Genomic DNA, 22242 nt, shown 5'->3' on the forward strand with positions numbered 1-22242 from the left:
AAAAATTGGTTGAAAATTTTTCTGAAAATTCTGCTCTACTTGGGGGAAGGCATCACTTTTTTTAGAACTTCCCATAGGGGGCTTGGCTCTACAACTTTTAACCGGACTGGCAGCGTTATCACCTTGGAGCGAAACGCAGGGGGCAGACGTACCGCGTCTTTCTCGGTGGTGACCAGCTGAGCTCCTTTTGCGCGAGCATCTGCCTCTAGCCGTCCCAGTAATGCTGCTGTCAACGGCTGGTGATCTTCCAGCGGTTCAGCATGTATCAAGGTAGCGCCCAAGCCCCGCAAAGTGGCAAAGAATTTCTCAGGATGGGCAATGCCCGCAAAAGCGAGCAGGGGCGTGTCGGTCCAATCCATACCAGTTTGCAAGGGGGCCAGTGAGGCGCGCGCCAGTGGTAGTGTTGTCGGTAGAGTTGAAGTGTCAAAGCTGTCCTGAGATGCCATATCACCGATAGACAGGAGCACATCAGCGCGGGCAAGCCCAACCGCGACCGGTTCGCGCAAGGGTCCAGCAGGCAGGCATAATCCGTTTCCGAACCCCTTTTTCGCATCAACAACCACGATGCTCAGATCATAAGCAAGTGCGGGGTTCTGGAACCCATCATCAAGCACAATCACTTGTGCGCCCGCATCTTGTGCTGCTACGGCACCCGCCGCACGGTCGCGCGCAATCCATACTTCAGCAAAGGCGGCCAGCAACAATGGCTCGTCCCCGACTTGTTCAGCGGTATGCTTGGCGGGATCAACGCGTACTGGACCCTCGAGCGTACCGCCATAGCCGCGCGAAACGATATGCGGCTCAAGATACTGATCGCGCAAATACTCGACAACGGCGATCACAGTAGGGGTTTTACCTGTGCCGCCTGCATTGATATTTCCGACGCAAATCACCGGCACCTTCATCTTGAGCCTTGGCCCCTGTGCCAACCTGTGGGCGGTCGCCCGCGCATAAAGCGCACCAAGTGGTTGGAGCAAACGTGCGCGCAGTCCTGCGCGGGGACGATGCCAGAAATCGGGTGCACGCATCAATTCACCCCCTGCTGTGTGTCCAGAGTGTCCTGCACCAGATCGGTAATCCGGTCCGTCAAGGCAGCTCCCTCTGTCACGACATCCCATCCAGCATGCGCCATGATCGCGGCCTGATCTGGTGCCACAAGCCGAGAGACGGCCATACCGAGTGCCGAGCTGTCATTAATGATGCGTGCGGCACCTGCCGTAGCGAGCCGCGAATAACTCTGCAGGTGTTTGCCAACACGCGGGCCATAGAGCACCGCAGACCCCAATGCCGCCGCTTCTAGTGGATCAACCCCGTGCCGCCCCGCGACGAGTGAGCCACCAAGGAACGAGACAGGCGCCACGCGGTAAAACAGACCCGCATCGCGCACATCATCACTTATGAGGACCTGTGTGGTCTCATCGGGATAGTTTCCGTCATCCCAACTCAGCACTCTGAATTCCTGCTTTCGCGCTTCTTCAACGGCGTCTTGAGCGGTGAGGTTTCCGGCAGGACGCAGCACCAGCAACAGGCGGTGCGACAGGCGCAAAGCCTGCCTATGCGCGGCCAGCACGGTCTGCAGCTCTTCTTGCTGCACACCATTGGCAAACCAGATGGCCCGTCCGATACAGGTGGCGGCGAGATCGGCGAGATCCGCCTCGTTACATCCCAAAGCCTGACTGCCTGCTTGTAGGGCAGTAGTTATTTCGATGTCATCCTTGTTCAGGCCCAGCTGCATCAACCGCCGCGCAGTCGCAGGGGTGCGGACCATAACGGCAGCGAACAAGGGCAGCAGGCTACGTGCTACATCGGGCAGCCACCTGTCGCGTCGCCCGTCAAACCCTGATGTGTCGGCATTGACCAGATACAGGGGGCAGTTCCGTTCTGCGGTGGAGAGGATAAGATTGGGACGTAATCCGCCCCAAATCCAGACACAGCAATCAGGTGCCCAATGGTCTAGAAATGCATTCACGCTGCTTGGATGATCATCACAGATCTGGGTCACATGGATGCCGGTGGGGATGCTTGTCGGATCTTCCACAAGGTTGCGGGGAATCTCGATCATTGTGATGAGTACATTCAGCCCAGGCCTGCCGATCATCTGGCGTACTGCAAGGTCTTGGACCGCCAGAAACGCGTCCCCTTCAGCGCAATGTATCCAGAGCAACTCCCCCTCTGGGCGCAGCGTGTCCAAGGCTGGCATCCGTGCCTCACCACGCCGAGCGAGTGCACGGTACGCTGTGAGGCCAAGTGAGCCAGCCATAATGTCTTAGCCCAGCTCTTCGGTGGAGGAGGCGGGCGTTTCTTCGTCCCGCAGGCGGTGTAAATGTGCGATGAAATAGCGCATGTGAGCATTGTCCACGGTACGCTGCGCCTCATTTTTCCATGCATCATACGCGGCGGCATAGTTCGGAAAAATGCCGACGATATGCAGGTCGTCCACATTTTTGAACGTATTCTCGCTGGGGGTTACCAGCTCACCGCCGAAAACAAGGTGCAGGCGTTGGGTCATGGGAATGTATCCTTTGAATTTGCTTGTGATGTGTTTGCACGTGGCAGGGGCATGGCGTCAAGCAGTCGCAGGCTTAAGTTAAGGCATCCATAAGCGCTGCATGAATAGCACCACCGCCAGCAACAACACCGTCCAGCCGCGGATCGGCGCTGTTGAACCGCAACGGTGCGCCGCGCTGGTTGGTGATTGTGCCGCCTGCTTCGGCGATGATCAATGCGCCTGCCGCAATATCCCACTCCCAGCTGGGGCGCAGGGTCAGCATGCCGTCAAACCGTGCCTGAGCGACAAGTCCCAAGCGATATGCCAGCGATGGACGATAAGCACATTTGAACGGAGGACAGGCACCGCTGCGCCACACCGGGCCAGCGAGGGCAGGTTTTGCGGCAAGGATCGTTGACTGGTCAAACTGTGAGATGCCAGAGGCGCGGATTGGAGCGCCATTGAGATAGGCGCCTTGCCCAAGAGCGGCTGTATAAAGAAGGCCGCGCAAGGGCAAGAAGACAACAGCCGATGTAACCTGTCCGTGCTCAGCCACGGCAATCGCATGGGCCCAAGTGTTGGCGCCTTCGGTGAAGCTGCGTGTGCCGTCAATGGGATCAACGATAAACACGCGATCATGAGATAGCCGCTGTGTCCCGTCCTCGGTTTCCTCCGACAGCCAGCCATAGTCTGGACGCGCCAACAGCAATTGCTGTTTGAGCATGTCATTTACGGCCAGATCAGCCTCGGTCACAGGTCCCGCACCATCGCCTTTGTCCCACCGCTTTGCTGTTTTCCCAACAAAGCTGGTGGCCACACGGCCCGCCATCCGCACGGTATCAATGAGAAGGGGGAGGTCAGATGCCGGCAATGGTCATGCCTGGAATAAGGAGAGAGGGGACAACGCGGCTCAGATGTGTTCGCGCATCATTGGCAGGGACTATTGAAAGAAGCATGTCGCGCAGGTTTCCAGCGATAGTACATTCATTAACCGCATAGGTGACTTCGCCATTCTCGATCCAGAGGCCTGCTGCACCGCGTGAATAATCCCCTGTATTCGGATTGATGGTTGAGCCAATCATGGAGGTGACGAGCAGCCCTGTCCCCATATCACGGATCAGATCGTCGCGGCTGGCCTCCCCTCGGGTCAATGCCATGTTCCACGGGCTGGGCGTGGGGCCAGAACTGGTTCCGCGTGCAGCATTACCGGTTGAGGGCAGGCCAAGCTGGCGGCCTGTACCCAGATCGAGCGTCCAGCTTTTCAGCACACCGTCTTCAACCACCTCACGTTTTGAAGTAGCGAGGAATTCACCATCGAAAGGGCGGCTTCCAGTGACGCGCGGACGGTGTGGATCTTCGGTGAGCGATATGCCTTTTGGCAAAACCTGCACCCCCATAGCATCGCGCAAAAAGGATGCACCGCGCGTGATTGCACTACCGTTGATCGCGCTTAACAAATGCCCGATGAGAGAGCTTGAAATGCGCTCGTCAAACAAAACAGGGTAAGTACCTGTTGGCGGCTTGCGCGGGTTGATCCGCGCCAACGTCCGTTCGGCAGCGATACGACCGATTTCGGTGGGACTGCGCATGTCACTTTGGAAAATGCGGCCGTCCCCGTCATAGTCACGCTCCATCCCGCTGCCAGTGCCAGCAATTGCGACACAGCTAAGCCCGCGATCAGAACGGCGGTAGCCGCCCGAAAATCCGTTTGAGCCCGCCAGATTAACTTCCCGGGCACCATATCCTGCACTAGCGGATTGCACTTGGCTGATACCCTGTACGGCGAGAGCGGCAGCCTCGGCCTCGGCCGCATCTTTCTGAAGGGCTGCTGGATCAGGCTCTGGTGTCGGGTCAAATAGCTCAAGCGCCTCGGCATCCCAACTGCTTGTAATCTGGTCAGTGTCGGCAAGACCCGCATAGGGGTTCTCAGGCGCTTCACGGGCCATTGCCACAGCACGCTCCGCCATCTCTGACAGAGTGCGCGAGGAGGTATCGGAGGCAGAGACAATGGCACTGCGCTGGCCCACAAAAACTCTCAGGCCGATGTCGGTGCCTTCTTCGCGTTGGGCTTCTTCCAGCACACCCGCACGCACATCCACAGAGAGGGATGTGCCGCGTACGGCCATTGCATCGGCACTATCCGCGCCCGCTGACTTTGCGACTTCCAACATTTGCGCTGTGAGCGCATCGAGGGCTTGGGTCATCATACTCTCCTGATTAGAGGCTAGAGGTAGCTGTGCGGACCTGCTCCCGCAAGGGCACGTGCCAAAAGAAAAGCGGCCCGCGTTGGGCCGCCTTTGTCGTTCGTACATGAAAAGAGCGTTATTTAATCCGCTGCCCATTGGCGAGGATTTGACCTGCATCGTTGAATTCGATCTTGGAGGTGAGCGTGTCGGGCGCAGCACCGGGGACAGCAAACAAACCCATCATCATGCGCGCACCCATAGCCTGTTCGGCAGGCAACATGCCAATCGCGGTCAATTTATCCATCAGCTCGTTTGCACCTGCGATGTTGATATTGATATCGCCCACAGGCTTGGGAATACCTGCCATCGTGGTTGTGTCGATGTTGTCGAATGTAATGTCACCTGTCGCCTCAACTTTGGCCCCCAATGCGTCGACCAGCAGGCGGTCAATCTTGAGCGCGTTCAGTTCTGCGGGAGCGGCGCCTGTCATAGCGAGCTGTTGTGCGTTTTGCGGGGATAATCCGTCTACCAGAACCTTTGCCTTGCCGCTTAGATCGATTGCCACGGTCGCAGGATCACGGGGAAGTTGAGCAGAGGCATCAAACAGCGCCCAGATTATATCGGACATGGTGAAATCAGTCATGTTGAAGGCAAGTTTAAAGTCTTGCGGATCGTCGGACTTGGCCACAGGGGCACGAAGTTCAAATCCGTATTTGGCCATCTCGACAAACAGTGGGAACGGCAAGCCAGCAAGCTGTCCGCCCATCTGTACCTGATCGGCGCTTACGTCATACCGCACACCTTGGGTATCCATAGCTATACCAAAAGTGGACCGCGCCGTACCTGTCTTGATCTTGGTTGTGCCTTCGTCAGAAGTAACTTCGATTTGGGTTTCCGTACCATTTGCGTTAAACGTCCCGTCTACTGCAAAACCCTGCGCCAGCAGTGCGGCGACATCCTGCGTTTGACTGACATCTCCCATCGGCATATTGCTTATTCCGCGAAAGGAAAGATCGGAAAGCGCGCTGTTTATGCTTATATTCTCGCTTTCGCCTTCTTCTTGCATGAATAAATCATAGGCAATGCTGCCGATCTGCATGGTTTGTGTATAGCTACGCGTATCGCTGACTGTCACATTGGTTTTTGAAGCCAGCGCTGTGCCAGTCAAAGAAAAGCGTACGCTGGAATCATCAAGCGGAGCACCACCTTCGGTTAGCGATGTGAGCGCCAAGCCAAAGGTATCTGCTGTGTAGTCATAGACCAATGCAGAAGCATCACCTCGTACGGTCATAACCTGCCCTGTTTGTGTTAATAGAGCCCCAATCTGTTCAAGTGGCTGCGGGGCAGGGTTTGTCACGTCGATGGTGATGGGCATCTCGCTGGGCATCACTATGGCAACACTGCCATCATTGTTCTCGACAAACTGGAGGTCACCGATGCGTACGGTAATTGCATCAGTGGCCGCACCACCATTACTCGCCACAGAGATTCCAGAAACCAAAAGCGCGCCAGCTTCCGCAGCTTCGGTAGCTGTGACTGTATATCCCATTCCTTCAAGGTATCCGCGCCAGTCCCCCCAGACATCTCCAGCGGTAAGATCCGCACTAGCCGTGGTCGCAAAGAGTGTAAGACCAAGTGCAGTGGTCGCTATATAGGAGCGGGTAAGTGACATGTCTGGAAATCCTCGTGGTTCAATATGTTGTCTAAAAGTCTGGCAAAGAGGTGGCTTGGTCAAGGGGTGGTTCCTTTTGGCGCCGCACGCTAGGTTCCGATCCAACGGATACACTTTAACCTGCTCTAACAGGGAGAATACCAATGGATATGACAGGAAAAACGGTAATGATCACAGGCGCAAGCCGTGGCATCGGTGCCGAAGCTGCGCGGGTTTTCGCCAATGCGGGGGCGAATGTGGCTCTGCTGGCCCGCTCCCAAGACGACATTGCCGCCCTTGCGGGGGAGATTGGCGAACGTGCGATTGCGATTCCGTGTAATGTTGCCCGCTACGGCGAAATATCAGCGGCTGTCGCGACAACGGTGCAAGTCTTTGGTGGGCTTGATGTTTTGATAAATAATGCTGGCGTGGTCGATCCCATCAGCCATTTGGAAGACGCCGATCCCGATGCGTGGGGCCAGCTGATCGACATCAATGTTAAAGGCGTCTTCAATGGCATGCACGCGGCACTACCCGCGATCAAAGCAGGCGGAGGTGGCTCTATCCTCACGATCAGTTCAGGTGCCGCGCATAACGCGATTGAGGCATGGAGCGCCTATTGCGCCTCCAAGGCTGCCGTCAACATGATGGGCCGTTCCTTGCACCTCGAAGAAGCGGCGAATGGCATTCGTGCCATCGGTTTGTCGCCAGGAACGGTAGCAACCGAAATGCAGCGTAAGATCAAGGCATCGGGAATAAATCCAGTGAGCCAGCTGGATTGGGACGTGCACATTCCAGCGGATTGGCCTGCGAGATGCCTCCTGTGGATGTGTAGCGCTGAGGCGGATCAATATTGCGGTGAGGAAATCTCACTGCGCGAAGATACCATTCGCCGTGCGGTAGGCCTCATATGATCGAGCTGTCGCAAGAAGGCGGTATCTGGACTGTAACACTCAACCGTCCAGATAAGGCGAACGCGCTGACCGAAGATATGCTGCGCGAGTTGTGCGAGATTATGGAGCGCGCTGGCGATGCGCGTGCCGTGATCCTGACGGGGCGCGGCAGGATATTCAGCGCAGGTGCCGATCTTGAAGCTGCACGCGCGGGTCTTGCCGTATCGGATCTCTGGGAACGGTTGTCGACTGCGATTGCCGTGCTTCCCGGCCTTACGATTGCGGCACTCAACGGCACACTTGCGGGCGGTGCGATGGGCATGGCGTTGGCCTGCGACATGCGCATCGCGGTGCCAGGGGCCAAGTTCTTTTACCCGGTAATGAAGCTTGGGTTTCTACCGCAACCAAGTGATCCAGCACGCATGACAGCCCTCATTGGACCCTCACGGACCAAGTTGATTCTGATGGGTGGACAGAAGATACTGACAGATGAGGCGCTTGCCTACGGCCTAATTGACCGTGTTGTAGCGCCTGAAGCGCTCCTCGAGTCCGCGCAAATGCTCTGCGTTGATACCATCGCCGCGCCCCAGCATATTGCGCAAGGGATCAAGGCGATGTGCCAGTAACTTAGATCAACGGCACAAACGGCACATCACAGGCGGTCAAAAGCAAAAGGGATGTGAGAATAAGAGCGATACGCATGATGTGTTTCCTGTAACTGCTTGGCCCATTCGGACGTTTTGCGATATGTAGCACAATCTAGCGCCCTGCACATCGGTTTATCATGCTCGGGCGATGTGAGTGGCTGCATTTTGCGCACTGCGAGCGGTTGATCATATCGCTCCACTTGATCCTGCGGTGTCACTGGGTCATGAGGGTAGAACGATCAACCAGATAAGCAAAGGCGCTGGTATGGATTTCGACCTGACGCAATATCCTCCAATCGTGCAGCAAATTGCGGGCTATGCGGTGCAAGGCTACGAGCTGGCAATGGGGTGGCTGCTGAGCCCTGCTGCGTGGTCGCAGTTCGGGATCCTTGTGGGTGCCTATCTTTTGGCGGTGCTCATCACACGCAGATTGCGTCCTGCCTTGCATAAGCTGATAGATCCGGGTGAAACGCAAAACCTGTTCACTTCTGCGCGGCTGTTTATTTTGCAGTTCCTGCCACTGATTCTGCCACTGCTGGCATTTGCGCTGACTGGCATCGGGGAGCAGGTCGTCCGCTCTATCTTCGACAGTGGTGCGGTAATTGCCTTCGGAAAACGCCTGTTCCTCTTCTTGGCGGTGCGCATTTTTGTGCGTGAAATTCTAAAAGACCAGTTCCTCAAGCTGCTGGGCCGGTTCATGCTGTTGCCTATCGCAGCACTCTATACCTTTGGTCTGCTCGATATTGTTAGCCTGCAACTCACGGAGACTGTTGTTGGCGTAGGTAATATTCGCTTCTCGCTTATGTCGATTGTGCGCGGACTCATCGCAGGCTCACTGCTGTTCTGGCTGGGTCAATGGTCCAATAGCCAGACATCTGCGCTTATCGAAAAACAGGAAATGCGCCCGTCCATTCGACAGCTGTTGATCAAAACCGTCGAGTTCATGATCTTTGGCGTTGCCTTCTTGGTGCTGATGAATGTGATGGGGATCAACCTAGGCGCCTTGGCGGTCCTTGGTGGTGCGATCGGTGTTGGTCTTGGTTTTGGCCTTCAGAAAATTGCATCGAACTTTATCTCGGGTGTAATCCTGCTGGTTGAGGGTCAGGCAACGGTCGGGGATTATGTCGAACTGGATGGCGGCGAAAGAGGCAAGATTGTCAAAATGACTGCCCGTGCTGCAATCTTAGAGACCTTTGATGGCCGTTGGATTGTGGTTCCGAACGAAGACTTTATCACAACGCGGGTGGTGAACTATTCCGATTCTGGATCTGCCAACCGGTATGAAGCAGAATTCTCGGTGAGCTATGATACCGATATCAATTTGGTGCCCGACATAATCGAAACTGCCGTATCAAAGCATCCCGAAGTGCTTGATCTGCCCTATCCGCCCGATTGCGAATTGCGAGGATTCGGTGATAGCGGTATCAATTTTGCGGTAGAGTTTTGGGTAAACGGTATCGACGACGGGCCAAACAAATACACATCCGATGTGCTGTTCCTGATCTGGAATGCACTCAAAGATAACGGCATTGAGATCCCCTATCCCCAGCGCGTTGTCGAAATCAAAGGTGGCCTTCCGGCCGCCGTCTCAGGAGTTCCGGAATGAAACATGCCGTTGTAATTGGCAGTGGGCCTGCGGGCCTGATGGCTGCCGAAGTAATGGCACAGGCGGGGATCAAAGTTACGGTTTGTGAGGCAAAGCCATCCGTCGGGCGCAAATTCCTGATGGCGGGAAAGTCTGGTTTGAACCTCACGAAAGAGGAAGCCGCCCCTGCGTTTCACGCATCTTATACCGAGGCTGAGCCATGGCTGATCCCGATACTGGATGCGTTTGGTCCAGAGGCAGTGCGAACATGGGCAGAAGGTCTTGAGCAAGATCTGTTTACAGGCACCACAGGCCGCGTTTTTCCCAAGGCCATGAAAGCGTCGCCGCTGTTGCGCGCGTGGTTGATGCGTCTGAGCGATCTGGGCGTCACGGTAAATACCCGCTGGCGTTGGACGGGATGGCAAAACGGGGCGTTGGCATTCGATACACCCGACGGCGCACAAAGCATCGCGGCAGACGCGACGATTCTCGCGCTGGGCGGCGCCAGCTGGCAGCGGCTTGGCTCAGACGGCGCATGGTATTCGGTGCTGTTGGAAAAGGGTCTGCGGCTCAGCCCGTTTGCGCCTGCAAACGCGGGCCTGTCGGTGACATGGTCGACCTTTATGGAGAAACACCTCGGCACGGCGCTCAAGAGTATAGCGCTGAGGTCGGGATCTTATGCGTCACGTGGTGAGGCGATACTATCGCGCAATGGCATTGAAGGTGGTGGCATCTATTCGGTGTCACGCGGGGTTCGTGAAGGGCAGCCTCTGGTGCTCGATCTTGCGCCTGATCTGACTGTCGCAGCGATCACACAAAAACTTTCGAAGCCACGGGGCAAGGCTACGCTGACGAACCATATCCGCAAATCGCTCAAGCTGGATGCGGTGAAGATCGCGCTCTTGCAGGAAATGGCGATGCCTTTGCCAAATGAACCTGCATCGCTTGCAGCACTCATCAAGGCGCTGCCCATTCGCCATAACGGGTTGCGGCCCATGGATGAGGCGATTTCAACAGCGGGGGGGATCACTCGCGAAGCATTGGATGACGCGCTTATGATAAAAGCGCTACCAAACACCTACGCAGTGGGTGAAATGCTTGATTGGGAAGCGCCCACAGGCGGCTATTTGATCACCGCCTGCCTGGCGACAGGGGCTTGGGCGGGCCACAATGCAGCGGCCCGACTGAACGCTTAAGCTGTATCGCGGGCGCGGGTTGCTTTGAACGCCTCGCGCTTGCGTATGCCACTGGCCCAGTCTGCCAGACGTGGATTCACAGGCTCAAACCCCGCACCGATGGACCAGTTGAGGCAATGCACTGCCAATAGGTCAGGCACGGTGATTTCGTCTCCCATCAGGAACGGTCCCTCCAAACGCTCTGCCAGCGTTTCGGCTGCGCGCGCAAACTCAGCTTTTAGGCTGCCCTTAATTTCCGGGACGCGCATGTCTTTGGGCCAGACAAAGCTGTGTTTGGCGGCGGCCCAAAGGATCGCATCAAACTCGTCAATCAGCCAGAACAGCATTGCATCTTGTCGCGCTCGTGCAATGGTGCCAGCGGGGGCAGTGAGCATCCCGTGCTTGTCCGCCAAATACTGCATTATGGCTACAGAGTCGGTGAGCAGGTCGTCACCGTCCATCAGCGCGGGCACTTTGCCCGTCGGATTAAACGCCTTTGCCTCGTCCGAGCGGGGGGCCGCAGCGATCAACTCATAAGGCTGACCCAATTCCTCCAGCATCCAGATTACGCGGAAGGCACGGGTTTTTACGCTGCCAATAACTTTATACATGGGGTGTCCTTTCTGGGTCACCTGCTGGCACCAAACATAGCCAGGCGGATAAACGTGCGTTCAATAATGGCCATCGCAGGTGCTGTTTGGCCGGCCGAGCGGAGCTGGAGGTCTGTGTCTGTAAGGATGCCGAGGGCCGTTTCCAGCTTGTGTATGCCCCAGTCACGCGATTGGCGCTGCACGCGGTCACGGTCCCGCACGCCGTAAATTGGTGCACCCGGGTTGCAGGCTGTACGGTGCAACGTGCGGAAATGGCGCATCGCCATGATGCTCAAGGTCACCGCATTCACCCCTTGGCTTTGCAGCCTGCGCATCAACGGGCCGATCAGCGCCGATTTTTTCTCAGCCACGATATTGAGGATATCATCCACTGCGGCTTCAACAGATGCGGGCGCACAGGCGGCAATGTCCTCTAGGCTTGCGGATGTGTCAGGCTCGCTCAGTTTATAGAGCGACAGCTTTTCCAACGTTTGGCGAAAGTCACCAGGGTCAAGGCTGCGTGCCAACTCCTCAAGGGCTCCCATCGCAGGGCCGTCTGCGCGCAGCTTTGCCTCGTTTAACAGGCGCTCAATCTCTGCGCGGTCAGGGGGATCGTCGAATATCCCCCAGGCATAGGCATCGCGGTGTCCTTCGAAGGTTTTAAGCAGTTTTGAGGTTTTTTTGAGATCACCCGCTGTTACGATAATTTGCGCGTCTCCCGCCTGCCAATCTTTTAGGGTATCGATGATAATTCCTGCCACCAGCTCGTTTGCACCTTCGACAAACGCAGCACGAGGACCGGGGAAGAATCCGACAGCTTTGATTGCATCCATAAGGAGTGCAGGCTCGCGGCGCAGATCAGCTGCGGGAATACGGGTCAGGCGCATTTCCTCGTCAGCAGCGGATCCGAGCAGCGCTCTGAGGTATTCTTGACGCTTGAGGGCGACGCGCATTGAATCGCTACCATAGAGCAGCAGCCCAAGCTTGTCAGTTGGCGGTTTGGCAACGATGCCCGCCCCGTCACGGCGGCCCAATTTCATTTAGGGAGGTCCGTTGCATAAAGGCGGGTGGTTATCTGATCGCCCAGAATAACCATTAATCGCTCAACTGCGTCCCGCTCCGCCGCGAGGGACGCGACAGTAGTGCCGATGGCAGAATAGGCAGTAAAGTTTTGCACCTTGCCAGAGGTGACGACGGTGCCAGCAGTTGTGTCGCGCAGGGCATAATCAACACGCCCGATCAGGTTAAACCGTGTGATGTCACCTGCCGCGTTAATGGCAAGGCCTTCTTCACTGGTATCAATTGCCAGATCAAGAGCATAGCGAGCCGATGATCCACTGCGCCCCAGCCGCGTTTCGAGATGCCGCGTGAGCAAATAGCCTGCTTGGGTAGATGGTTCTTGCACCAGCACCTGACCGCGCAGTTGCGCTCCCGCACCGTCCGTCCCGTAGACAGGGGTAAAGCCGCAGGCCGCTAGGGCGAGAGGCAAAGCAAGCAGGCTTCGGCGGTTATACAACGACATTCACAATCCGTCCCGGAACGACGATCACCTTCTTTGGTGTCCCACCCTCAAGGATACGCACCACAGCCTCGTGAGCAAGAGCCAGCTTTTCAACTTCGTCCTTTGGCATGTCGGCTGGCACGTCAATCTCACCGCGCCGTTTGCCGTTGACTTGGATCGGCAGGGTGACGGTATCGTCAATAAGCATCGCCTCGTCCGCGACAGGCCAAGACGCAGTCGCGATTAAACTTTCACCGCCCAGTTTTGCCCAGATGTCTTCGGCCAAGTGCGGTGTCATCGGGGACATCAATTGCGCAAGCGTCAGGATGGCTTCACGTTGCACAGCTTGGGAGGCGTCGGATTTGTGGATCGCGGCGGTAAAGCCGTAGAGCTTTGCAATGGCCGCATTGAAGCCGAAACTCTCGATTGCCATGGTCACGTCGTGGATCGCTTTGTGCATCTGTTTGAGCAGATCGTCGTTGCCATCACCTGTCCGCCCCTGATCCATGACGGAAATCCGCTCACAGAGGTTCCACACGCGGTTGAGGTGCTTGTAGGCGGCTTCTGCACCGGAGGCTGTCCATTCCACATCCCGCTCTGGGGGCGAATCGCTCAGAACAAACCAACGCGCTGTGTCTGCCCCGAAATCCGAAATGATGCTGAGTGGGTCGACCACGTTGTTCTTGGATTTCGACATTTTTGCGGACGGGATAACTTCAACCTCTGCACCGCTTTCTTTGAGAAAGGCTTTATCTCCTTTGAGGTCCACTTCTTCGGGATAGTGAAAGATGGGGCGATCATCGGCACCAACTGATTTATAGATCGCGTGGGTCACCATCCCTTGGGTGAACAGCGCATCAAACGGCTCAATCGCTTTTTGTGGCAAATGCCCCGTGATCTGCATCGCGCGGGCAAAGAAGCGGGCATAGAGCAGGTGAAGGATCGCATGCTCCACCCCGCCGATATATTGATCGACGTTCATCCAGTATTCGGCGTCTTCCATGACGGTGGGCGTATCGGCGTGCGGCGCGGTAAAGCGGGCATAATACCACGATGAATCGACAAACGTGTCCATTGTATCCGTCTCGCGGAGCGCGTCCTTGCCGCAGGACGGACACGGCGTGGTCCGCCATTCGGTATGACGGTCAAGCGGATTGCCTGGAATGTCGAAAGTCACATCTTCGGGCAGTTTAACGGGCAGGTTCTCTTTCTTCTCGGGCACCACACCGCAATCGTCGCAATGCACAACCGGGATCGGGCAGCCCCAATAGCGTTGGCGCGACAGGCCCCAATCGCGTAGGCGGAACTTGGTCACACCTTGGCCGACCCCTTGGGATTCGCAGAATGCGATTGCGGCGTCGATGGCCTCAAGGCCCGTCTGCCACTGCTCGCCTGCGAAACCACGGTTGTAGAAGACCTTTTCAGTCTTTTGTGGGACATATGCCTCACTCAACTCATCCGCAGCATCTTCGGAGGGCAGATAGGTCGAGATGATGGGCAGACCGTATTTGGTCGCAAATTCAAAATCGCGCTGGTCATGGGCAGGACAGCCAAAAATTGCGCCAGTGCCGTAGTCCATCAGAATGAAGTTCGCAATATAGACAGGTAACTCTTGGGCTGTATCAAACGGATGACGCACGCGGATGCCCGTATCCATGCCCAACTTCTCGCCAGTTTCGATAGCTTCTTCTGTCGTACCACCCTTGCGACACTCGGCGACAAACGCAGCAACCTCCGCATTGTCCCTCTCCAACAGCTTGGCAATAGGGTGATCCGGCGAGATGCCTACAAAACTGGCCCCGAGTAGCGTATCGGGACGAGTCGTGTAGACCTCGATGCGGTCATGCCCATCCGGTGCATTCACAGTAGAGAAAGCAAACTGAAGCCCGCGCGACTTCCCGATCCAGTTCTCCTGCATCAGGCGCACTTTGGCGGGCCAGTTCTCAAGAGTGTCCAACGCACTCAGCAATTCATCGGAATAGTCAGAGATTTTAAAGAACCACTGCGTCAGTTCGCGACGTTCAACCAGCGCTCCAGAGCGCCAGCCGCGCCCTTGCTCTACCTGCTCATTCGCGAGAACTGTCATATCGACAGGATCCCAGTTCACGATCGCATTTTTGCGATAAATCAGGCCCGCTTCGATCATATCGATGAACATGGCCTGCTGGTGCTGGTAATAGTCAGGGTGACAGGTTGCGATCTCACGCGACCAATCGAGTGAGAAGCCCAGCGGCTTCATCTGCGCCTTCATGTCCGCGATATTCTGATAGGTCCATTCACCCGGATGGATACCCTTTTGCATGGCGGCGTTTTCAGCGGCCAGACCAAACGAATCCCACCCCATCGGGTGAAGAACATTGAAACCCTTTGCCAGCTTGTAACGTGCGATCACATCCCCAAGGGTATAGTTGCGCACATGGCCCATATGGATTCGCCCCGACGGATAGGGGAACATTTCAAGCACATAGTACTTTGGCTTGTCAGCCGAACGGACCGCTTTGAAGATCTCGTGCTTTTCCCAGACAGACTGCCAACGGGCTTCAATCTCGGATGGGGTATAGCGGGACGTGGGAGTCATGGAGTTAGGCCTTTTTACGCAGGAACGCCGGACGTGTGGTGATCACAAGGCCCGGCGTTGCACTATAAAATAACGGATGGAAGGGCAGTCAGAGTTTGTTATCTGCAATGCGGAGTTCGCGTGCGCGCGACAGGATTGCGTCTTCGACCGCGCGGCTTGTTGAGGCAGTTACGGCACCGCCACGCGATTGCAGTGCTACATTGAGCGAACGTGCGTCGAGGGCTGGATCGTCTATCAGGACAGTCGCACGGTACGCGCGGCCCCCACCCGGAGGAGTGCCGTAGCCGGTGACGATCACACCTGTGAAAGGATCAACCGACTGAATTGGCAAAAAGTTAAGCACTTCAAGCGATGCGCTCCACAGGTACTTGTTCACGAGCACGACGCTTTCGGTGTTCTTCTTACCGAAGATCGACCAAATGGTGTTTTCTGGGTTGGTCTCGATAACATTCGGGTTGTTTGCGTTGGTATATTGGTCCGCGAGGGGCTGTGCGGGGGAGCCGATGCTGCCACATGCCGCCAATCCACCAAGCGCAAGCGCCAGTACTGCAAAATTCTGAGCCTTCATGCGCCCCATGTCCGCCACCTTTATACTGTTTTGCTATGCAATACCCAAGCTGACGCATCTGGGCAAGGTCTATGTACTATAGAGGGTTGTATCGGCAGTGCCGTCTGGCGAGACTATATACTCCTGTTGTTATCGGGTCCGTTGCCGAAACTGTGGCAAAGCTGCACCATGACAGGTCACATTGCTTTTGCGGTTATCGGTTTGCTTGCCAAAAGGGGAGGAGCGGCGCAAAAGAGGCTCATACCTAGATCGGAATTCCCCGGTCGGGTCCCATACATTTCCAACCGAGGGAAAACTCATGAAAAAAGTTCTCTTCGCAACAACAGCTCTGGTCGCCACAGCTTCAGTTGCAGCAGCAGACGTTACATTCTCCGGCTACGGCCGTTTTGGTGTAGAATACCGTGACAACGGCGTTACAGACTCCACAGACGTAACAAGCCGTCTTCGCCTGCAGATCGACGTATCCGCAGAGTCCGATGCTGGCGTTACATTCGGTGCACGCACTCGCTTTCAGACTTCTGAAGGTTCCGCACAGACCGGCATGAACGGCGTACGCTTCTTCGCACGTTCCGGTGGTCTTGAAGTCGGTGTTGGTAACATCTTCGGCGCTCTGGAATTCATGCCTGGCATGTACCCAATCGACCTTGGTCTGACCGGTCTCGGCTATGACTACACAGCCTACAACTTCCGTGCAGATGCTTACTCTTCCGCAGGTAACGGCTCGTCCGGTTCCAACGGTGTTGAAGTAATGTACTCCGCAGGCGACTTCTCCGCACACGTATCTGCTTCCGAGACAAACGACCGTATCGCAGCACACGTAGCGTATAAGTGGAATGGCTGGACATTCGCATTGGGTGCACAGGACTCCGACTCCGCAACTGACACAGAATTCGCAGCATCTGTTGGTGGTTCCTTCGGTATCGCAGACGTTACTCTGGCATATGCCGACAACGGCACAGATGGCGATCACATCGTTCTGGCCGGTCGCTTTGACGTAGGCGCAGCAACAAACGTAGAAGTATACGTTGCTGATGCGGATTACTTCGCAGAAACATCCTACGGTATCGACTTCAACCACGACATGGGTGGCGGCACGTCCCTCCGTGGTGGTATCGCGTCCTTGGGCGACGACACCACACGTGTTGACATGGGTGTTCGCTTCAACTTCTAAGTTGAACGAAATTACCTAAATGATTTCGGGCAGACTTCGGTCTGCCCCTTTTCTTTTGCGCATTGCTGTTATCTTTAGTCTTCAAACAGGAGGCCACCATGACACTGCGCGACATCACCGATAGAATTGCCAAAGCCGAGAATAACGCAGGCCGCGCCGCTGGCGCTGTCTCTCTCATCGCGGTGAGTAAAGTGCAGCCCGACGCACGGGTGCAGGCCGTCCTTGATGAAGGCCATCGTATATTCGGCGAAAATAAAGTGCAGGAAGCCGCTGGTAAGTGGCCGGACTTCCGCAGTCAATATGACGGTATTGAATTGCACCTGATCGGTCCGTTGCAAACAAACAAGGCACGCCAAGCGATGGAGCTTGCTGATTACATCCACACGCTGGACCGGCCAAAGCTGGCCAATATCATTGCACGGTTGGCGCAGGAGATTGGCCGCTGCCCCGAATTGTTCATTCAAGTTAATACAGGCGAGGAAGACCAAAAAGCGGGTGTTATGCCCGCCGATGCGGACGGGTTTATTGCTGAATGTCGCGCCCTTGATCTGCCCGTGCGCGGCCTGATGTGCATTCCCCCTGTGGATGAAGAGGCTTCGCTGCACTTTGCGCTGTTAGCAAAAATTGCAGCACGTAACGGGCTGGAGGGGTTGTCGATGGGGATGAGTAGTGATTTCGAGAAGGCAATTGCGCTCGGGGCGACCCATGTTCGCGTAGGGTCTGCAATTTTCGGGGAACGTGTCCCGACTTAAGACACGATAAGCCGTGTTCGGTAGCGGATACGCCGCGCAATCTCGTGCAAGTGAGAGCGCGAAAACGCAACGCACCCCTCTGTTGGATAACCCGCTCTGCGGTATTGGTGGATGAAGATCGCCGATCCGCGCCCCTTCACCGCATAGGGCCAATTCCAATCGGTTAGTATCACCAGATCATAGAGGGGATCTGGGCGTCGCAACCGCTCATGACTGTGCGGATAGGGTGCGCGCACCATCATGTTATAGTCTTCATCGTTGGGGTCATCTGACCACAGGTCTTGCGGTCCGATCGGTTTCGCCCAGTTTGTTGGCTGCGCTATGCGGTCAGGACGGTAAAGCATTCCCACAATACTGTGCACGCCCCTTGGCGTGGCTCCGTCGCCCTCGCGTTTTCGCCCTGATATGCCGCCTCTGCCGATGGTGCAGGGCCAAAGTCGCCCTTGAAATCGCACACCTTGAGGCGTTAGCACCATATCATCAGACGTCACAGCAGATGGCCAGATTTTGCAGCTTTGGTCGCTAGATATGCTGCATTATGGCGGTTCTCACCCACGGCCAGCGGCACGCGCTCGGTTACTGTAACCCCGCAAGTGTTCATCATCTCGACTTTGCGCGGATTGTTGGTCAGCAACCGCACCGCAGAAAAACCCATGGTTTTGAGAATATCCGCCCCAAGGCGAAAATCCCGCTCGTCATCCTCAAATCCAAGGCGATGATTCGCCTCAACCGTATCAAAGCCCTGATCCTGCAAGGAATAGGCCCGCATCTTATTCGCGAGCCCGATCCCGCGCCCTTCCTGATTGAGATATAGAAGAACTCCATGCCCCTCCGAACCCATCTGAGCCAAAGCAGCGCGCAACTGCGGTCCGCAATCGCATTTGAGGCTGCCCAACAAATCACCTGTGAAGCAAGCAGAGTGGAGGCGGCAGAGCACAGGTGCGCTTCGGTCGGGGCGCCCAATCTCGACGGCGTAATGCTCCTCACCGCCGTCCTCAGGCCGGAAGATATGAAGTCGCCCTGCCTCCGACACCTCCATCGGAAGGCGAGCATGGATCACCGAATGAAGCGGGCTGCGCGTCTCCAGATGCAGGGCGGCCGCCACTCCGTCAATAGCAGTAAGGCCGTGCGTTCGGGTGAATGCTGCCGCATCGAACAGCTCAATGATGACAGCAGCGGGCAAAAGTCGCGCCGATTTTACAAGGTTGAGCGCAGTTGAATGAAGGGTCGCGTTCCCGTCACGTACAGCGGCGAGTGGCCCTTTCATGGGCGCACGCAGATCGTCTGCTGGGTCTGCAATGCTTTGCACCCATTTCAACGTCACATCTTTTGGCAGAACAATCCGTGCCAGATCACCGTCATAGGCCCGCGCTTTCAAAGTCTGCGCACGCCTAGCCGTAATTGCCAGCACAGCATCGCCTTGTAGCGTTTGCACATCCGCCAAGCGCTGCGCGGTCAATGTCTCTGCCGCCAGTACCAGCACATCGCCCAGCACTACGGGCACGCCCATGCGCAAATCCGCCCGCGCACGGGCCAGTGTTTCAGTCACGTCAGGGGCAAAGGACATAGGGATTGTTACAACTCATGGGGTCAACTGAGTAATATCTAGGCTATGATCGGGTGAATTGAAACATTTGACCGCAATGCGACACGTCGCTGTGACAAACGGCGCTGCCCCCTTGTTGATTGTCGCCGGGTCCATATCTTTGAATCAACATATTGGAGGTCAAATAATGGCACAGCTGAAAAAAATCTTGCTGGTTGATGACGATGACGATCTGCGTGAAGCGCTGAGCGAGCAGTTGCTCATGACCGAGGATTTTGACGTATTTGAGGCCGCCAACGGTGCCGAAGCGTTGAGCCGCGCCAACGAGATGATTTATGACCTGCTCATTCTCGATGTTGGCTTGCCTGATACGGATGGCCGTGAGCTGTGCCGCCTGCTGCGCAAGCAGGGGATCAAAAGCCCGATCATGATGCTTACCGGGCACGATGGCGACGCTGACACGATCCTCGGTCTCGACGCAGGTGCCAATGATTATGTCTCTAAACCTTTCAAATTTCCTGTATTGCTCGCCCGTATCCGCAGCCAGTTGCGCACGCACCAACAATCCGAAGACGCGATTTTCCAGCTTGGGCCATATACGTTCAAGCCGTCGATGAAGATGCTCATCACCGAGGACGACAAGAAAATTCGATTGACGGAAAAGGAAACGAATATTCTCAAGTTTCTGCACCGCTCTGCCGAAGGTGTCGTCCCGCGTGATGTGCTGCTGCACGAAGTTTGGGGCTATAACGCGGGTGTGACGACTCACACGCTTGAGACGCACATCTATCGCTTGCGTCAAAAAATTGAGCCTGATCCCTCAAATGCGCGGCTCTTGGTGACTGAATCCGGCGGCTATCGGCTTATGATCTAAACTGTAGGAACTTTTTAATTCCTGCGAAGTTACACTATCAGCAGACGGGCTTTTTTCATGAGTTTCCTGTCGGTTGGAACCCTACGATGAGTGGCGGGATCATTGCCACTCTACCTCCCTGTTGGACTTCGCCGGGCCTTTGTGCCCGGCATTTTTTTGCGTTATTTGTGGTGGTTGCTGTCCGTGCCTCGCGTTAGAGTGAGCAAAACCGAAGCAGGAGCGCACCCATGTCCTTTACCCTTGCCACTTGGAACATAAACTCTGTCCGCCTGCGCGAACCGATTGTTTGCAAGCTCTTGGCCGAAGAAGGGCCGGATGTTTTGTGCCTGCAAGAGTGCAAAAGCCCCGTTGATAAAATCCCGATGGAGCAGTTTGCAGCCCTTGGATACCGTTACATGGTTGCCGAAGGGCAGAAGGGCTATAACGGCGTTGCGATCCTGTCAAAACTACCACTGGAGGCTGCTGGTGCACATGATTTTGCCCAGCTCGGTCATGCGAGGCATGTTGCGGCAAAGTTGCCTAATGGCGTGACGGTGCATAATTTTTACGTTCCCGCAGGTGGTGATGTGGCCGATCGGGAAGTGAATGAAAAATTTGGACAAAAGATGGACTATCTCGCGCAGATGCGGGACTTCTTTCATGCCGAGGGGCCAAAGAAATCTATCCTTGTGGGTGATCTGAACATTGCCCCGCGCGAAGATGATGTCTGGGATCACAAGAAAATGCTCAAAGTGGTCAGCCACACGCCCGTCGAAGTCGAAGCGCTGGCCCAGACTCAAGACGCAGGCAACTGGATCGACGTGACGCGGCAGGATATTCCTGAGGGTCTGCTCTATAGCTGGTGGAGCTACCGCGCCAAGGATTGGGGTGTGGCCGACAAAGGTCGCAGACTTGACCACGTTTGGGCCACATCTGATATTTCGTCAGCAGCGCATGGCAGTCGCGTTTTACGGGCCGCGCGTGGATGGGAAAAACCGTCCGACCACGCACCTGTTTTTGCAACTTTCGATCTTTGAGCGTAAGCCCCTTACAAACTGCACGCAGGGGCCACATATGAATCCCAACCGTTAAGCACAGCACATTAGGACCGATATTATGATGGATCTGAACCTTTCCGCCGCCGCCCCCGATGCCGACCTGATCAAGGATACATCCGAGGCCAACTTTATGGCCGATGTCATTGAAGCATCGCAAACTACCCCGATCATTGTTGATTTCTGGGCGCCGTGGTGTGGCCCGTGCAAAACCCTCGGTCCGCAGCTTGAAGCAGCTGTTGTCGCGGCGAAAGGCGCCGTGAAGATGGTAAAGCTCAACGTGGATGAGGCCCAAGGCATTTCCGGCCAGCTGCAAATTCAGTCGCTGCCAACGGTTTATGCTTTCTGGAAAGGTCAACCTGTTGATGGTTTCCAAGGAGCGGTGCCACAGTCCGAGATTGCTGATTTTATTGGCCGTGTCATTAAAGCGGCAGGGGGCGAGGCACCTGCAGACACGCTCAACGATGCTGTTGAAGCCGCCGAAGAAATGTTGGGCATGGGTGAGGCCGAGGATGCGGCACAGACCTTCGCCGCAATCCTGGGTGAAGACCCCCTGCATGCGGGTGCTTATGGCGGCATGGTCCGTGCGCACATTGCGTTGGGCGATCTGGATCAGGCCGAGGGCCTGCTCAACGGCGCGCCCATTGAGATTTCAAAAGCTGCTGAATTAGAAGCCGCTCATGCGCAGTTAGAACTGGCACGTCAAGCGGCAGATGCCGGTCCAGTAGCAGATTTGACCGCTGCGGTAGAGGCGGATGAGAACGATCATCAGGCACGGTTTGATTTGGCCCAAGCACTTTATGCCAATGGTGATGCCGAGGGCGCAGTGGAGCAGTTGTTAGAATTGTTCAAACGGGACCGCGAATGGAATGAAGCAGCTGCAAAAACCCAGCTTTTCACCATATTCGATGCGCTAAAAGCGAATGATCCCGTCGTATTGAATGGCCGTAGAAAATTGAGCTCGATGATATTTGCCTGAGGCAACATACGCGCTACTTAAGGT

22 protein-coding genes are annotated in these 22242 nt (G+C 55.8%); 9 read left to right on the forward strand and 13 right to left on the reverse strand.

Annotated elements, in window-relative coordinates; all coding sequences use genetic code 11:
• Positions 1–35: 35 nt before the first annotated feature.
• The 6 genes from lpxK to Q0775_RS08775 all read right to left on the reverse strand — a co-directional run bounded on the left by lpxK (position 36) and on the right by Q0775_RS08775 (position 6346).
• Positions 36–1028, reverse strand: coding sequence for a tetraacyldisaccharide 4'-kinase (lpxK, locus tag Q0775_RS08750; RefSeq protein ID WP_298859338.1), 993 nt, complete (start codon positions 1026–1028; stop codon positions 36–38).
• Entirely contained in the window at positions 1028–2260 is a 1233-nt protein-coding gene (locus Q0775_RS08755) for a glycosyltransferase N-terminal domain-containing protein (protein WP_298859340.1), read from the reverse strand. The genes lpxK and Q0775_RS08755 overlap by 1 nt, the downstream gene beginning before the upstream one ends.
• Before the next feature lie 6 nt (positions 2261–2266).
• Positions 2267–2509 carry a DUF4170 domain-containing protein gene (locus Q0775_RS08760; RefSeq protein WP_298859341.1) on the reverse strand — a complete coding sequence of 81 codons (243 nt, stop codon included), beginning with the start codon at positions 2507–2509 and terminating at the stop codon, positions 2267–2269.
• Between the two features lie 73 nt (positions 2510–2582).
• A complete protein-coding gene (locus tag Q0775_RS08765) occupies positions 2583–3359 on the reverse strand; it encodes a 3'(2'),5'-bisphosphate nucleotidase CysQ (RefSeq protein ID WP_298859344.1) in 777 nt (258 codons plus the stop codon).
• Complete coding sequence (locus tag Q0775_RS08770) at positions 3346–4692, reverse strand: metallopeptidase TldD-related protein (RefSeq protein ID WP_298859346.1); 1347 nt, start codon at positions 4690–4692, stop codon at positions 3346–3348. The genes Q0775_RS08765 and Q0775_RS08770 overlap by 14 nt, the downstream gene beginning before the upstream one ends.
• A gap of 118 nt (positions 4693–4810) precedes the next feature.
• Positions 4811–6346, reverse strand: a complete 1536-nt coding sequence (locus tag Q0775_RS08775; RefSeq protein WP_298859347.1) for a DUF2125 domain-containing protein — start codon at positions 6344–6346, stop codon at positions 4811–4813.
• Positions 6347–6489: 143 nt separating this feature from the next.
• Here Q0775_RS08775 and Q0775_RS08780 point away from each other — a divergent pair, with 143 nt between their 5' ends.
• The 4 genes from Q0775_RS08780 to Q0775_RS08795 all read left to right on the forward strand — a co-directional run bounded on the left by Q0775_RS08780 (position 6490) and on the right by Q0775_RS08795 (position 10646).
• Complete coding sequence (locus Q0775_RS08780; RefSeq protein ID WP_298859350.1) at positions 6490–7239, forward strand: SDR family oxidoreductase; 750 nt, start codon at positions 6490–6492, stop codon at positions 7237–7239.
• Positions 7236–7844, forward strand: coding sequence for an enoyl-CoA hydratase/isomerase family protein (locus tag Q0775_RS08785; RefSeq protein WP_298859352.1), 609 nt, complete (start codon positions 7236–7238; stop codon positions 7842–7844). The genes Q0775_RS08780 and Q0775_RS08785 overlap by 4 nt, the downstream gene beginning before the upstream one ends.
• Positions 7845–8130: 286 nt before the next feature.
• Positions 8131–9471, forward strand: coding sequence for a mechanosensitive ion channel domain-containing protein (locus Q0775_RS08790; protein ID WP_298860009.1), 1341 nt, complete (start codon positions 8131–8133; stop codon positions 9469–9471).
• Positions 9468–10646 carry a TIGR03862 family flavoprotein gene (locus Q0775_RS08795; RefSeq protein ID WP_298859354.1) on the forward strand — a complete coding sequence of 393 codons (1179 nt, stop codon included), beginning with the start codon at positions 9468–9470 and terminating at the stop codon, positions 10644–10646. The genes Q0775_RS08790 and Q0775_RS08795 overlap by 4 nt, the downstream gene beginning before the upstream one ends.
• Here the strand turns inward: Q0775_RS08795 and Q0775_RS08800 are convergent.
• The 5 genes from Q0775_RS08800 to Q0775_RS08820 form a co-directional block, all read right to left on the reverse strand.
• Complete coding sequence (locus Q0775_RS08800) at positions 10643–11236, reverse strand: glutathione S-transferase family protein (RefSeq protein WP_298859356.1); 594 nt, start codon at positions 11234–11236, stop codon at positions 10643–10645. The two genes, Q0775_RS08795 and Q0775_RS08800, sit on opposite strands and share 4 nt — an antisense overlap.
• Before the next feature lie 17 nt (positions 11237–11253).
• Positions 11254–12255 (reverse strand): DNA polymerase III subunit delta, encoded by a 1002-nt coding sequence (locus Q0775_RS08805; RefSeq protein ID WP_298859357.1) that lies wholly within the window; start codon positions 12253–12255, stop codon positions 11254–11256.
• Positions 12252–12737 carry an LPS assembly lipoprotein LptE gene (gene lptE, locus Q0775_RS08810; RefSeq protein WP_298859359.1) on the reverse strand — a complete coding sequence of 162 codons (486 nt, stop codon included), beginning with the start codon at positions 12735–12737 and terminating at the stop codon, positions 12252–12254. The genes Q0775_RS08805 and lptE overlap by 4 nt, the downstream gene beginning before the upstream one ends.
• Positions 12724–15294: a leucine--tRNA ligase gene (gene leuS / locus Q0775_RS08815; RefSeq protein ID WP_298859361.1), complete on the reverse strand. Its 2571-nt coding sequence runs from the start codon at positions 15292–15294 to the stop codon at positions 12724–12726. The genes lptE and leuS overlap by 14 nt, the downstream gene beginning before the upstream one ends.
• Before the next feature lie 88 nt (positions 15295–15382).
• Complete coding sequence (locus Q0775_RS08820) at positions 15383–15862, reverse strand: DUF3576 domain-containing protein (protein ID WP_298860011.1); 480 nt, start codon at positions 15860–15862, stop codon at positions 15383–15385.
• A gap of 298 nt (positions 15863–16160) precedes the next feature.
• Between Q0775_RS08820 and Q0775_RS08825 the strand changes: the two genes are divergently transcribed.
• A complete protein-coding gene (locus Q0775_RS08825) occupies positions 16161–17033 on the forward strand; it encodes a porin (protein WP_298859362.1) in 873 nt (290 codons plus the stop codon).
• A 98-nt stretch (positions 17034–17131) separates the two neighbouring features.
• Positions 17132–17785, forward strand: coding sequence for a YggS family pyridoxal phosphate-dependent enzyme (locus Q0775_RS08830; protein ID WP_298859364.1), 654 nt, complete (start codon positions 17132–17134; stop codon positions 17783–17785).
• Here Q0775_RS08830 and Q0775_RS08835 read toward each other — a convergent pair.
• Positions 17782–18276: a L,D-transpeptidase family protein gene (locus Q0775_RS08835; protein ID WP_298859366.1), complete on the reverse strand. Its 495-nt coding sequence runs from the start codon at positions 18274–18276 to the stop codon at positions 17782–17784. The genes Q0775_RS08830 and Q0775_RS08835 overlap by 4 nt on opposite strands.
• The gene (gene ribA / locus Q0775_RS08840) at positions 18273–19352 is read right to left on the reverse strand and encodes a GTP cyclohydrolase II (protein ID WP_298859368.1); all 1080 of its coding nucleotides are present in this window, start codon (positions 19350–19352) and stop codon (positions 18273–18275) included. The genes Q0775_RS08835 and ribA overlap by 4 nt, the downstream gene beginning before the upstream one ends.
• Positions 19353–19518: 166 nt before the next feature.
• Here ribA and Q0775_RS08845 point away from each other — a divergent pair, with 166 nt between their 5' ends.
• The 3 genes from Q0775_RS08845 (at position 19519) to Q0775_RS08855 (ending at position 22218) form a co-directional block, all read left to right on the forward strand.
• On the forward strand, positions 19519–20205 hold the full coding sequence (locus Q0775_RS08845; RefSeq protein ID WP_298859370.1) for a response regulator transcription factor: 687 nt from the start codon (positions 19519–19521) through the stop codon (positions 20203–20205).
• Between the two features lie 227 nt (positions 20206–20432).
• On the forward strand, positions 20433–21221 hold the full coding sequence (locus Q0775_RS08850) for an exodeoxyribonuclease III (protein ID WP_298859372.1): 789 nt from the start codon (positions 20433–20435) through the stop codon (positions 21219–21221).
• A 79-nt stretch (positions 21222–21300) separates the two neighbouring features.
• Complete coding sequence (locus Q0775_RS08855) at positions 21301–22218, forward strand: tetratricopeptide repeat protein (protein WP_298859374.1); 918 nt, start codon at positions 21301–21303, stop codon at positions 22216–22218.
• The last annotated feature ends 24 nt before the right edge of the window (positions 22219–22242 follow it).

The organism is uncultured Sulfitobacter sp. (assembly GCF_947499945.1).
In the GTDB taxonomy this organism is placed as follows: Bacteria; Pseudomonadota; Alphaproteobacteria; order Rhodobacterales; family Rhodobacteraceae; genus Sulfitobacter.